We start from the raw sequence: 12971 nt of genomic DNA, 5'->3' as shown, positions 1-12971 counted from the left end.
AAAAAAGCTATATCTAGATAAGATATAGCTTTTTTTGTATATTTTTCTTAACAATGGTAAAAATAAACTTAAAGTAATTTATGGAGGGATTAAAAAATATGAAAGCAACAGGCATAGTTAGAAGAATAGATGATCTTGGAAGGGTAGTTATACCAAAAGAGATAAGAAAGACATTAAGAATTAGAGAAGGAGACCCTTTAGAGATATTCACAGCAAAAGATGGAGAAGTCATACTTAAAAAATACTCTCCAATAGGGGAATTAAATGAATTCTCTCAAGAATATGCTGAAACATTAGCTGAAGTACTAGGATATGGTGTATTGATAACAGACTTAGATTCTATAATAGCTGTATCTAAACTTCCTAAAAAAGATTATAAAGACAAAAGTATAAGTGATGAGTTAGAAGCAATAATAAGTGAAAGAACAGTAAAATATTCAAAAGATAAAAATATTTTACCTTTATTTAAAGAAGACCAAAAAGAATACACTAGTCAAGTTATAATGCCTATAATTAGTGCATCTGGAGACTGTATAGGTTCAATTGTAGTCGTTTCAAAAGATAAAGATACAATTGCAGAGAGTGAAGAAAAATCTTTAAAAATAGCTGCTAACTTTTTAGGAAAACAAGTTCAATAATTTTATCATAAAGACCTTTTAAATGAAGGTCTTTTGAAGTTTTTGTGTAAAATATTGAATATAGCATTAAAAATATGGTATATTAAAGTTTGTTATATAAACAGTATGGAGGTTATGTTATGAACAATAACAAAAATAAAGACTCTTTTTTAAAAGGAGCCCTTATACTTGGACTAGCGGGTGTAATCGTAAAAATAATGGGAGGATTTTTTAGAATTCCTCTTGGTAACATGATTGGTTCAGAAGGAATGGGATACTATCAGGCTGCTTATCCTGTGTATACTCTATTTTTAACATTAGCTACTGCTGGATTCCCAACAGCTGTGGCAAAGTTGGTTTCAGAAAAAGTTGCTGTTGGAAATTTTAAAGGTGCAAATAAGATATTTAAAGTATCGCATACAGTTTTATTTATTACTGGAATAATATCATTTTGTATATTATTTTTTGGTGCTGACTACATAGTAACAAACGTAATGAAAAATCCAGGTGCATTATACTCTATGAAAGCTATTGCTCCAGCATTATTATTTGTTCCTGCAATGTCTGCATATAGAGGATATTTTCAAGGGAGACAGGATATGACTAAGATTGCTGTGTCTCAAGTTGCAGAGCAATTTTTTAGAGTTGTATTAGGTCTTACTTTGGCTTATTTACTTATGAAAAGTCTAGGTCAAACTTTTGGGGCGGCTGGTGCTATATCAGGAGCTACAATAGGTTCAGTAGCATCTATGGTTTATTTGATGTTTGCTTATATGCTAGGGAGAAAAGAGCGTAGAGCAGAGATAGATGCAAGTCAAAGATTTAAAGATGAGAGAGTTTCTTATATTTTTAAAAAGCTTTTAACTGTTGCTATTCCTATAACAATAGGAGCATCAGTAATGCCACTTGTGAATATGATAGATAATGTTATCGTGATAAGAAGACTTATGGAAGCAGGCTATACATACAAAGTAGCGAACTCAATGTTTGGTCAGTTAACAGGTATGGCAATGGCCACAATAAATTTACCAGCAGTTATAACAACTGCAATGAGTATGAGTTTAGTTCCAGCAATTTCTAAAGCATATGCATTAGGAAACAAGACAAAAGCTAGAAAAGATACTAAGAGTGCAGTTAAGGTAACTCTACTTATAGTATTACCTTGTGCGTTTGGTATGGCTTCTTTAGCAATACCAATAATGGGTCTTTTGTTTCCACATGAACCATCTTCTGTAGGAACTATTTTATTTACTCTTACTCCATGTGTATTATTTTTAGGATTAATACAAACATTAACTGGTATAATTCAAGGTATGGGAAAACCAATAGTACCTGTAATTGCCTTATGTGCTGGTATGTTATGTAAGATTGTGATAAGTTATACTTTAACAGGAATACCAGATATTAATGTATTAGGCTCTGCATTTGGTACAGTTACAGCATACTTTGTTGCAGCTATGATTAACTTGTTATACGTTAAAAAGCACATGAATGTAAGCTTCCCTAAAAAAGAATTTATAATAAAGCCATTTATAACAGTTTTGACAATGTTTATAATGGTTAAATTGAGTTATGGAGCTTTAGTTGGATTCTTGGGAAATAGTATATCTACAATAATTGCAATATGTGTTGGTGGAATTGTATATGTAGTAGTTATACTTGGAATAGGTGGAATTAAAAAAGAAGAGATTTTGACTATGCCAAAAGGTGATAAATTATATAAATTGTTAAAAAAAGTTAAGCTTATAAGATAATATAGGAATATATATGCAAATAAAGGAAATACTATACAAATAGTAAAGCTCCTTATTTGTATAATAATATAAAAATAAAGTGAAATTTGCTAATAGGAGTGATGTTATGGGTAAGATAAGTATTGTAGGTCTTGGACCAGGAGATTATTCTCTTATAAGCCAAGGTGCGTTAGAATCTTTAAGAAATAGCCCAAGAGTTTTTTTTAGAACAGAGAAACATCCAATAATTGATAAACTTAAAGAAACTATACAATACACTTCATTAGACTATTTTTATGAAAATGAAGAAAATTTTGAAAATGTTTATTTAAAAATATCTGAGTTTATCATAGAAGAATCTACAAAGGGTGATTTAATATATGCTGTTCCTGGTCATCCAAGAGTCGCAGAAAAGACTGTAAGTATAATAGAAAGAATAGCCAATGAAAAGCACATAACAGTAGAAATATTGCCTTCTATGAGCTTTGTAGACGCTATGTTTAACTATTTGGCTATAGACCCATCTGAGGGATTTAAATTGATAGATGCTTTTGAAATAGAAAATTCATATATAGATTTGAATACTAGTATGATAATAACTCAAGTATATGATAAATTTATAGCATCTAATGTAAAGTTAAAGCTTATGGAATATTATGACTATAATCAAGAAGTATGTATAGTAAATGGAGCAGGTGTCAAAGATTTAGAAAGTAAAAAGTTTATAAAACTGTGCGAATTGGACAGAAATGAAAACTTTTTTGACTATTTAACTAGCTTATATATACCCAAAAGTTCTAAAAAGATGTATAATACAGTACATGACTTAGAAATAATAGTTAATACACTTAGAAGTCCATCTGGATGTGAATGGGATAAAAAACAGACACATCAATCATTAAAAAATTCTGTTATAGAGGAATCATATGAACTTTGTAATGCAATCGACAATAATGATATAGATGAAATGGTAGAAGAACTAGGAGATGTTCTTTTACAAGTTATATTCCATTGCCAGATAGGAAATGAGGAAGGCTACTTTGATTTAAAAGAAGTAGTAAATGGAATATGTAAAAAATTAATTAATAGACATCCTCATATATTTAGTGGTGTAAAACTAGATATGTCTAAGTTTGAAAAAACTTGGGAAGAATTAAAGAAAGAAGAGAAGGGCGAAAGCACTATAACAGATAGCCTTAGAAGGATACCAAAGCATTTACCAGCTCTTATGAAGGCTAGTAAAGTTCAACATAAAGCAGCCCTTGTTGGCTTTGATTGGGACAATGTAGAAGATGTATTTAAAAAAATTGAAGAAGAATATCAGGAATTACTTGACGAACACAGGGTCGGGAATATAAAATACATAAAGGAAGAACTAGGCGATTTATTATTTTCGATAGTAAATCTAGCTAGATTTTTAGACATAGACTCAGGAGAAGCCTTGAACTGTACTACCGATAAATTCATAAATAGATTTGAGTTTGTGGAGAAAAGTGCAATGAATTTAAATAAAAAATTAGAAGACATGACACTTGAAGAGATGGATGAATTTTGGAATCAGGCTAAAAAACAATAAAATTGTGGAAGGAAATTTGTCAAAAATCTAGAACTTTTATCACAAAGATAGAAGTCTATATTATAAACATTTTTAGGAGGTAAATATCGTGAATAAAGCTGAATTAGTATCAAAGATGGCAGAAAAAAGTGGATTAACAAAGAAGGAAGCAGAGGCTGCATTAAACGCATTTATGAGTTCTGTTCAAGATGCACTAGTAAATAACGAAAAAGTTCAATTAGTTGGATTTGGAACATTTGAGACAAGAGAAAGAGCTGCTAGACAAGGAAGAAATCCAAGAGATCCAGAGCAAGTTATAGATATACCAGCTTCTAAAGCACCAGTTTTCAAAGCTGGAAAAGGATTAAAGGATATAATAAATGGATAATTAGAAATCTTGTGAAAAAGTGTGGATAAATTTGCCACACTTTTTCTATAGAACTAAGGAAGGTGATAATTATGAGATTAGATAAGTTTTTAAAGGTATCTAGGATTATAAAGAGAAGAACTGTTGCTAAGGATGCATGTGATAAGGGAATTGTCACTATAAATGGAAAAGTTGCTAAATCCTCTTCAGAAGTGAATATTGGAGACACCTTAGAAATACAATTTGGAGAGAAAAAGATGAGGCTTAAGATAAATGAAGTAAAAGAGCATGTGCTAAAAAATGATGCAAAAGAAATGTACGAAATTTTAGAATAAAATTGATAGTCCTCTAGTATATTAATAGTAGTATTAGTGAAATATTTACTGGGGGGATATTATGGAACAGAACATAACTTTGAAAGATAGATCAAAGCTGGTTATTTCAGGAGTCGAGCACATATATTCTTTTAATGACAAAAGAGTTGAGCTTAAAACTTCTGTAGGCGAGATGGTAATTGAAGGCGAGAACCTAGATATGAGCAAGCTAAGTATAGACGAAAATATAATTAGCATAGATGGAACTATAAATTCTATGGTGTATGCAAAGCCTAAAAAGCCACAAGAGAGTTTCTTGAAAAAGGTATTTAGATAAATGATACCTTTCACTCAAGATGTAAGCATTTTTTATGCTACTATTTATGGTGGAATACTTATAGGAGTATTGTTTGATTTTTATAGAGGTCTAAGAGGAAACTTTAAATTTATCAATTATTTCGCGATAATCTTTGATGTATTATTTTGGTTTCTAGCAACAGCTATAATATTTGTAACAATAAACCTTACAGAATTTTTTGATTTAAGATATTACCATTTTGTGGCTTTGTTTATTGGTTTTATTTTATACTATAACACCATAAGTAAAATTGTTTTATCAATTATCAATAAAATAATCTGTTTTGTGAGGAATTTTTTTAAAAAAGTTATACAATACATAGTCAGTTTTTTAAATAATTTGTATTACGTTATAATCTATTCACTACACCTACTATTTGATATTATATTTTATATACCTAATATATTTATAGCAACAAAGAAAAGTATAAAAAGAAAATCAAATAAAAAGTTAAAGAGCAAGAAAAAATCAAAACATAAGAAGAAAAAAAATAAAACCAAAAAAAGGGTGTAGGGAAAATGAACTTAAGAAAAAAATTTTCAGGACAAATTATTGTTGTCAGTTTATTTTTAGGAATATCACTTTTTAGTATGATGACAGGGTTTGTATTTGAGTACACAAAAGCCAAAGAGTATAAAAAAGAAATAGCAAGTCTAAATAAACAATTAAAAAAGACTGAAATACAAATAAACAGCTTAAAGAAAGATGAAAAATCATATGAAGGAGACTTAGAAGAGATAGCAAGAAAAAGATTAAATATGGTAAAGCCTAATGAAACCGTTTATGTTGATATAAACCGTTGACTAAAACTTGCTAATAAGTTTACAGATGTATTGATTTTAAAATTTAAGATTTAATAAAAAAGTCATTCAGTTTAAGAATGGCTTTTTATTTTTATTGAGGAGGTATTTTATAATGAAAGTAGGAGCTATAGATATTGGGACAAACTCAATGAGATTATTGATAGCAGATTATAGAGATGGAAATCTCACAAACAGAAAAAAATTTGTTAACACAACTAGAATTGGTCATGGTGTAGATAGTAAAGGATATATAAAAGAAGATGCTATTCAAAGAAACATAGATGCCTTAAAAAAATTTTCTGATAAGTGTAATGATGAAAAGTGTGAAAAAGTATACTGTATGGGAACATCTGCCCTTAGAGATAGTAAAAATGGAGATTACTTTGTTAAACTAGCAAAAGAAGAAACTGGGATAGATGTTGATATAGTTACAGGAATAGAAGAATCAAATCTAGGATTTAAGGGTGTCTTAGAAGGCATACAAGGTGATGACAATATTATTGTTATAGATATTGGAGGAGGCTCAACAGAATTTATTATAGGCGACTTAGATGGAATTAAATTTAATAAAAGCGAAAATGTAGGTGCTCTTAGAATGACAGAGAGATTTTTAAAGCATGATATTATTGAAGATGAAGAGTTTGAAAATATGAGTTCATTTATATATAACGAGATTAATGAAACTTTAAATTATATAAAAGGAAGAGGATTAAAAACTCTTATAGGCATAGGTGGAACGATTACATCATTATCAGCAATGAATCAAGAATTAGAGGTCTACTCTATGGAAAAAATACATAATAGTAAAATACACAAAAAAGAAATAGAAGAAATTCTACAAAAATTAATAAACATGACATTAAGTGATAAAAAGAACTTAAAAGGCCTACAAGAAAAACGTGCGGATATTATAACTGCTGGTGTAAAAATATTGAATATAATAATGGAAAAATTAGAAATAGAAGAAATAACCGTAAGTGAATACGATAATTTGGAAGGCTTAATATGTCAAAAGTCAAAAAAAATGTATTAATATTTTTTGATTTTTAAAACCGATTATGACAAAAAAAATTACTCCTCTTTGTTACAATTCTTAATATAAACAAAAGAGGAGGTTTTTTTATGCAAAGAAGTGTAGCAGTTGTGGAGAGTAAGACTGTAAAACCAAATGTCATAAAATTAATAAGCGGATATATTGATTTTACTACGGTGGCATTCGCCGTAATGGGATTTTTACTTAGTAGGTCTATTATAGTAGACTCTGTAGCTCCTTTAGGAATTGCCTTTTTTATATGTGCATCAAAGATTGACAAGTACAAGATACCTGTATTCATATCAACATTATTAGGAATATTGTTATCATCTAATGATTTTGGAAATGTAGCAAAATATGCTGTGTGCCTTACAATATTTATGGCAGTGAATAAAAAGTTAAAATTATCAGATTCAATTGCTAAGGTGGCATTTATAAGTGCAATGATATTACTTCCAATTTCCATGGGACAAGCTTTCTTTTCAAATAGGTATATGTATAATCTTCTTATAGCAGGTGTAGAAGCAATAATAATGTTTATATCTGTATATGTATTTTCTTATGGGATAGGTTTGATGGCCAATGTCAACAATAGGATGTCCGTACGGACAGAAGAAGCTATATCAATAAGTTTACTGCTAACCTTTAGCATAATGGGAATAGGTGATATATCCTTGTTTGGAATATCGATAAGGACCATTTTGTCCACCGTATTGATATTACTGACCTCAATAGTAGGAGGAGCTACGATGGGAGCATCTAGTGGTGTAATTATTGGCGTAGCATCCATTTTAAATAACATAACATCAGCCATTTATATGGGTATATATTCTTTTTCAGGATTAATAAGTGGCGCATTTAATAAAATAAATAAATATTTCTGTATATTAGGATATATTCTAAGTTGGACAATAATATACCTATATACTTCTGGTATTACTTCTAATATGATGCAATTAAGAGATATATTGTTAGGCTGTTTAATAGTTATAGTGTTACCAGAGAAGTTGTTTAGTAAGATTGAAAAATTAATAAAAAGTAATGTAGCTTCAAATGAAATCGTATACGATTATATTATGAGAAGTAAGAACTTAACTAATAGTCGATTAAATAGTATTTATAAAACTTACGATGACCTTGCAGATACATTTGATAAGATAAGAGAAAAAGATAAGGTACTAGACCAAAGAGATATAGCAAATGTAATAGATATGATTCATAATGATGAATGTAAAAGTTGTAGTATGAGAAGAATGTGTTGGGAATCAAGATTTAATCATACATACACTATGATATATAACATTCTTGAAAAAATTGAGGAGGAAGGGGAGTTAAATCTAAACGATATACCTAAAAACTTTAGAAAGGAATGTATGAAACCAGAGTCAATAGTGAAAATATCAAATCACTATTACAAAATGTTTGTATTAGATTATGATTGGAGTGTGAAGTTTTCAGAAAGTAGAAAATTAATAGCAAATCAAATAAGAAGTATTTCAAAATCAATTAAATCATTGTCTCAAGATTTAGAGAGCGATATAATGCTGGATATAGAAAAAGAAAAAAATATATATGAGCAATTAGAGAGATATGACATAACCGTTGATAAAGTAAGTTACTTAACGAAAAGTAACAGTGAATTTGAAATATCTATAGAAAAGAAAACTTGTCATGATGGTTGTATGTGTGAAGATAAAATTGTAAACATAATTTCAGACCTAGTAGGTGAAAATATGTCTGTTAGGAAAATAGGGTGCCATTGTTTAGGAGGTAAATGTAAGGCAACATTCGTTAAATCTCAGAAATATAAGGCTGTTACAGAAGTTTCAGCCATGTCAAGGGATGGGCATATTCTTTGTGGAGACAATTACACATATATGGAGATAAATGATGGTAAATATATGATGGCTATAAGTGATGGTATGGGAAAAGGTAAAAAAGCATATGAAGAATCCTCTGCCACGATTGATATATTAGAAAAAATGATAGATGCAAAAATTAAAGACGAAATAGTTATAGATACTATAAATAATATGTTGCTATTAAAGTCTTCAGAGGAGATGTTTTCAACCTTAGATTTAGGAATTTTAGATTTAAAACGAGGTTGTTTAGAAACTATAAAGATGGGAGCGTGTTCTACCTATATAAAAAGAGGTGATGGAGAAGTCGATTTAATATCATCATCATCATTACCTGTGGGTATATTATCTGATGTAAAAATTGATAGAAAAAATGTAAAAGTTAAGGAGGGAGACTATGTCATAATGGTTTCTGATGGAATTGTAGATGCAGGAAGAAATAACAATTTGGGAGATAATTGGTTAATATACTTCTTAAAGAATATAGAGACTACAAATCCAAAAGAAATTTCAAATTTAATATTAGATAGAGCATTAGAGTTACAAGCGTTACAAATCGAAGATGATATGACTGCTTTAGTTACGAAGATATGTACAAAATAAAGTTTATAAAATTCTGTGTATAATATGTGGATAACTTGTGTATAATATGTTAATAGACTTTTGAAAAAAGTATAGTTATTAACAAAAAAAACATATAAATCAACAAAATTTGTTGATAAGTATGGCATAAATGTTAATAAAATGTAAAAAAAGAAAAAACAAAAGCTATTATCAAAAGAGATTCATGTTGAAATAACTAAATTTCTAGGTAAACAAAGCCTGTGAATATGTTGATTATTATGTGGATAACTATTAATTCGATATTTGTTTATATAGTATGAATAATTGAATAATATATCTAAAAAAAGCCATCCTATTATTAAGTAAATTTATTGAAAGGATGGCTTTTTATGAATAGAAAATTGTGCAAAGCAATAATACCTTTATTTATTTCTATTTTTTGCATGTTAATAATAAGTATAAAAGCTGACCAAGGATATCAAAAAAATAATGATAGAGCAGTTACTGTCATGAATAATGATACTGAAGATGATGCTGAAAAAAAACAAGAAATAGATTATGAAAAAACATGTTGGAACTTACAATCTTTGTTTAAAAGTGATGACCAGTGGAAAAAAGAACTTAAGAGTTTTGATAAAGATACGAAAGAGTTAAAAAATTACATAGGTAAAGTAACAAAATCGCCAACACATTTGTCTTTTGCCTTAAATATCAAGGAAAAACTTGATATAAGATTAAATAGACTATCTGCCTATGTAAAATTAAAACAAGATACTAATAAAAATTCATATAAATACTTAGATATGAATGATATTATGAGTAAATCTTATGGAAACTATATGGGAATTTGTTCAGATTTAGAATTAGAGATATTAAAATTATCAAACAAAGATTATAAGAAAATTATTTCAAATAAAAATATAAATAGAAAATATGGTGCATATTTAAGAGATATAAGAAGAAACAAAGTGCATTATTTAGATGATAAGTCAGAGGACATCCTAAGCAAAGTGTCTTCTATAAGTAGTCTTCCAAGTCAAGTTTATGAATTGTTTAGAAATATGGATAGAAAAACTAATTTAACACCAGCTCAATATGCTAGTGAGCTAGAATCATCAGATAGAGAAAATAGAAAAAAAGCTTATCAAGATGAACTTATAACTTACAATGATAATCTAAATACAATTGCAGGCTTGATTACTGGTCAAGTTAAAAAGAACATTTTTTATTCTCAAGAGAGAGGTTATGAGTCCTCGCTAGAAATGTATTTGGAATCTGATAATGTAGATGAAAAAGTATACAATAATCTAATAAGAACTGTAAATGGGAACATGGACAGTTTACACAAATATATAGATTTAAGAAAAAAAGTCTTAAAATTAGATAAGGTCCATTCATATGATATGTTTGTGCCTATAGTTAAGGCTGTTGATAATAATATTAACTATGAGAAAGCGCAGAGTATAGTATATTCAGCGTTATCACCTCTAGGAAAAGAATATAATGATGTAGTCTATAAAGCTTTCAATGAAAAATGGGTAGATGTTTATTCACATGAAAATAAAGTGAGTGGTGGATATTGCTTATCTGTTTATGAAAATCATCCATATATACTTTTGAATTATAATAATTCATTAAGTTCAGTTTCAACATTATCTCATGAACTTGGTCATGCTGTATACGAATATTTAAGTTCTAAGAATCAAAATTATTTTAATTCAAATCCATCTATATTTACTCATGAGGTTGCATCTACAACTAATGAAGCTTTACTTTATGAAATGCTTATAAGAGAAGCCAAAGGTAATGATGAAAAAGCTTATTATATAACACAATATTTAGACTTGATAAAAGATACTCTTTATACACAAACAATGTATGCTGAATTTGAAAAGACTATACATGAGTTAGTTGAAAAAGAGAAAAGTGTAAATGCACTAGTACTAAATGATGTTTGGGGACAACTTCTTAAAAAATATTATGGACAAAGCTATGAATTAGACCAATTATCTAAGGTCGGATGGGCTAGAATCCCACACTTTTACAATAGTTTCTATGTCTATAAATATGCAACAGGTTGTAGCGCAGGAGTAAGTTTTGCCCAAGACATATTAAAAAATGGCTCAGACAACTATATAAATTTTCTTAAAAAAGGAAGCTCAGATTATCCAATAAACTTGTTAAAATCAAGTGGGATAAACTTAACTAATACAAAACCTATAGAAAATACAATTAAAAAATTTGACAGTTTAGTAGCAGAACTTGAAAAGCTATTATAAAAGATTATTATAATCCACATGGTAAATATATCGAATTAATGTTAAAATATACTAAAAGTTTAAAGTCCTATTGAAGATAGGACTTTTTATTTATTAATTAGTGGGAGATGATTCTATGCAAATTAAAGTTAAAAAAGCTGTAATACCAGCAGCAGGTTTAGGGACTAGGTTTTTGCCAGCTACTAAGGCGCAACCGAAAGAAATGTTACCAATAGTTGATAAGCCAACACTACAATACATAATAGAAGAAGCTGTGGCCTCAGGAATAGAGGAAATACTAATAATAACTGGTAGAAACAAAAAATCTATTGAAGACCACTTTGATAAATCCGTAGAATTGGAACTTGACTTGGAGAAAAAAGGTAAAAAGGAATTGTTAGAGATAGTCCAAAATATATCTAACATGATTAACATACATTATATAAGACAGAAAGAGCCAAAAGGATTAGGAGATGCGATTTACTGTGCTAGACACTTTATAGGTGATGAGCCTTTTGCAGTAATGTTAGGTGATGATATTGTAGATAATGATGTACCTTGTTTAAAGCAATTAACAGATGCATATGAAGAATATAGAACTACAATATTAGGAGTTCAAAAAGTGAATTCAGAGGATACTAATAAATATGGTATAATAGAGGCAAAAAATATAGAAGGTAGAGTTTATAAGGTAAAAGATATGGTAGAAAAACCAGAGCCAGGAAAAGCTCCTTCAAATATTGCTATATTAGGTAGATATATAATAACTCCTGAAATATTTGATATTCTTAAGGATTTACCACCAGGTAAAGGTGGAGAGGTGCAACTAACAGATGCTCTAAAAATATTGTCTAAAAAAGAAGCTATGTATGCATACGATTTTGAAGGAAAGAGATATGATGTTGGTGATAAGTTAGGATTTTTAGAAGCTACTGTTGATTTTGCTCTAAAGAAAGAGGACCTTAAGAAAGATTTTATAAAGTATCTAAAACATGTATGTGACGAATTTGATAAAGATAAAAATGTGTTATACAATAGTACAGATGAAGAATTAGGTTTATCTGAGGTCTCTGATGTTAGAGAACTTGAAATTCAAAAATAATTAGTGAAAGGTGATGTACTGTGGCAAAATCAAGTCAGAAAAAAATTAATAGAATAATAGCTATTGGGATTGTAGGGATTCTTGTGTTAACAAGCATAACAGCTGTTTTAAGCATGATTGCAACCATGTAATAGGATAAATAACTACAATGAATATACATAAATATAAAAACCATATATAACTTAATGTAGTTAAAAACTTACAATATTTTAGTTATATATGGTTTTTAGAATTTATAAATGTAAAAAAAAATTTTTATAATAGTTGCATATTTTAAGGGAAAATATTATTATAAGATATAAATATAGTGATAAATTTATAAAAATGTGCTAAGATTGGACTTGAAATACAATAATATAATAGATGATAGTGTTTTAAATTTTATTTATTGACCATAATGTATAAATA

12 protein-coding genes are annotated in these 12971 nt (G+C 28.6%); all 12 read left to right on the top strand.

Annotation, left to right across the window (positions count from 1 at the left end; translation table 11 throughout):
• Positions 1 to 98 precede the first annotated feature (98 nt).
• The 12 genes from spoVT to galU all read left to right on the top strand — a co-directional run bounded on the left by spoVT (position 99) and on the right by galU (position 12563).
• On the top strand, positions 99 to 638 hold the full coding sequence (gene spoVT / locus ACTG46_RS18495; RefSeq protein ID WP_054271936.1) for a stage V sporulation protein T: 540 nt from the start codon (positions 99 to 101) through the stop codon (positions 636 to 638).
• A gap of 119 nt (positions 639 to 757) precedes the next feature.
• Positions 758 to 2371, top strand: coding sequence for a putative polysaccharide biosynthesis protein (locus tag ACTG46_RS18490; protein WP_054271935.1), 1614 nt, complete (start codon positions 758 to 760; stop codon positions 2369 to 2371).
• Positions 2372 to 2477: 106 nt separating this feature from the next.
• Positions 2478 to 3926 (top strand): bifunctional methyltransferase/pyrophosphohydrolase YabN, encoded by a 1449-nt coding sequence (gene yabN / locus ACTG46_RS18485; protein WP_054271934.1) that lies wholly within the window; start codon positions 2478 to 2480, stop codon positions 3924 to 3926.
• An 88-nt stretch (positions 3927 to 4014) separates the two neighbouring features.
• Positions 4015 to 4293: an HU family DNA-binding protein gene (locus ACTG46_RS18480; protein ID WP_003421415.1), complete on the top strand. Its 279-nt coding sequence runs from the start codon at positions 4015 to 4017 to the stop codon at positions 4291 to 4293.
• Positions 4294 to 4364: 71 nt separating this feature from the next.
• Positions 4365 to 4607 carry an RNA-binding S4 domain-containing protein gene (locus tag ACTG46_RS18475; RefSeq protein ID WP_054271933.1) on the top strand — a complete coding sequence of 81 codons (243 nt, stop codon included), beginning with the start codon at positions 4365 to 4367 and terminating at the stop codon, positions 4605 to 4607.
• 61 nt (positions 4608 to 4668) lie between these two features.
• Positions 4669 to 4923: a YabP/YqfC family sporulation protein gene (locus tag ACTG46_RS18470; RefSeq protein ID WP_003421411.1), complete on the top strand. Its 255-nt coding sequence runs from the start codon at positions 4669 to 4671 to the stop codon at positions 4921 to 4923.
• Entirely contained in the window at positions 4924 to 5457 is a 534-nt protein-coding gene (gene yabQ / locus ACTG46_RS18465; protein WP_479923372.1) for a spore cortex biosynthesis protein YabQ, read from the top strand.
• A 5-nt stretch (positions 5458 to 5462) separates the two neighbouring features.
• A complete protein-coding gene (locus ACTG46_RS18460) occupies positions 5463 to 5747 on the top strand; it encodes an FtsB family cell division protein (protein ID WP_054271931.1) in 285 nt (94 codons plus the stop codon).
• A gap of 112 nt (positions 5748 to 5859) precedes the next feature.
• Positions 5860 to 6780 carry a Ppx/GppA phosphatase family protein gene (locus ACTG46_RS18455; RefSeq protein WP_223153328.1) on the top strand — a complete coding sequence of 307 codons (921 nt, stop codon included), beginning with the start codon at positions 5860 to 5862 and terminating at the stop codon, positions 6778 to 6780.
• Between the two features lie 89 nt (positions 6781 to 6869).
• Positions 6870 to 9242, top strand: coding sequence for a stage II sporulation protein E (gene spoIIE / locus ACTG46_RS18450; protein ID WP_479923371.1), 2373 nt, complete (start codon positions 6870 to 6872; stop codon positions 9240 to 9242).
• Positions 9243 to 9592: 350 nt separating this feature from the next.
• Positions 9593 to 11482, top strand: a complete 1890-nt coding sequence (gene pepF, locus ACTG46_RS18445) for an oligoendopeptidase F (RefSeq protein WP_219673907.1) — start codon at positions 9593 to 9595, stop codon at positions 11480 to 11482.
• 115 nt (positions 11483 to 11597) lie between these two features.
• Positions 11598 to 12563, top strand: a complete 966-nt coding sequence (galU, locus tag ACTG46_RS18440) for a UTP--glucose-1-phosphate uridylyltransferase GalU (RefSeq protein ID WP_054271927.1) — start codon at positions 11598 to 11600, stop codon at positions 12561 to 12563.
• The last annotated feature ends 408 nt before the right edge of the window (positions 12564 to 12971 follow it).

It is taken from the genome of Clostridioides sp. LIBA-7678, from assembly GCF_056716065.1.
Note: the sequence above shows the minus strand (reverse complement) of the source record. Positions and strands in the feature narration are given on the sequence as shown.

What these genes read in the sequence shown, in the direction of transcription:
- spoVT (WP_054271936.1), top strand. Translation starts at nt 99, where the DNA reads ATGAAAGCAACAGGCATAGTTAGAAGAATAGATGATCTTGGAAGGGTA.
- ACTG46_RS18490 (WP_054271935.1), top strand. Translation starts at nt 758, where the DNA reads ATGAACAATAACAAAAATAAAGACTCTTTTTTAAAAGGAGCCCTTATA.
- yabN (WP_054271934.1), top strand. Translation starts at nt 2,478, where the DNA reads ATGGGTAAGATAAGTATTGTAGGTCTTGGACCAGGAGATTATTCTCTT.
- ACTG46_RS18475 (WP_054271933.1), top strand. Translation starts at nt 4,365, where the DNA reads ATGAGATTAGATAAGTTTTTAAAGGTATCTAGGATTATAAAGAGAAGA.
- ACTG46_RS18470 (WP_003421411.1), top strand. Translation starts at nt 4,669, where the DNA reads ATGGAACAGAACATAACTTTGAAAGATAGATCAAAGCTGGTTATTTCA.
- yabQ (WP_479923372.1), top strand. Translation starts at nt 4,924, where the DNA reads ATGATACCTTTCACTCAAGATGTAAGCATTTTTTATGCTACTATTTAT.
- ACTG46_RS18460 (WP_054271931.1), top strand. Translation starts at nt 5,463, where the DNA reads ATGAACTTAAGAAAAAAATTTTCAGGACAAATTATTGTTGTCAGTTTA.
- ACTG46_RS18455 (WP_223153328.1), top strand. Translation starts at nt 5,860, where the DNA reads ATGAAAGTAGGAGCTATAGATATTGGGACAAACTCAATGAGATTATTG.
- spoIIE (WP_479923371.1), top strand. Translation starts at nt 6,870, where the DNA reads ATGCAAAGAAGTGTAGCAGTTGTGGAGAGTAAGACTGTAAAACCAAAT.
- pepF (WP_219673907.1), top strand. Translation starts at nt 9,593, where the DNA reads ATGAATAGAAAATTGTGCAAAGCAATAATACCTTTATTTATTTCTATT.
- galU (WP_054271927.1), top strand. Translation starts at nt 11,598, where the DNA reads ATGCAAATTAAAGTTAAAAAAGCTGTAATACCAGCAGCAGGTTTAGGG.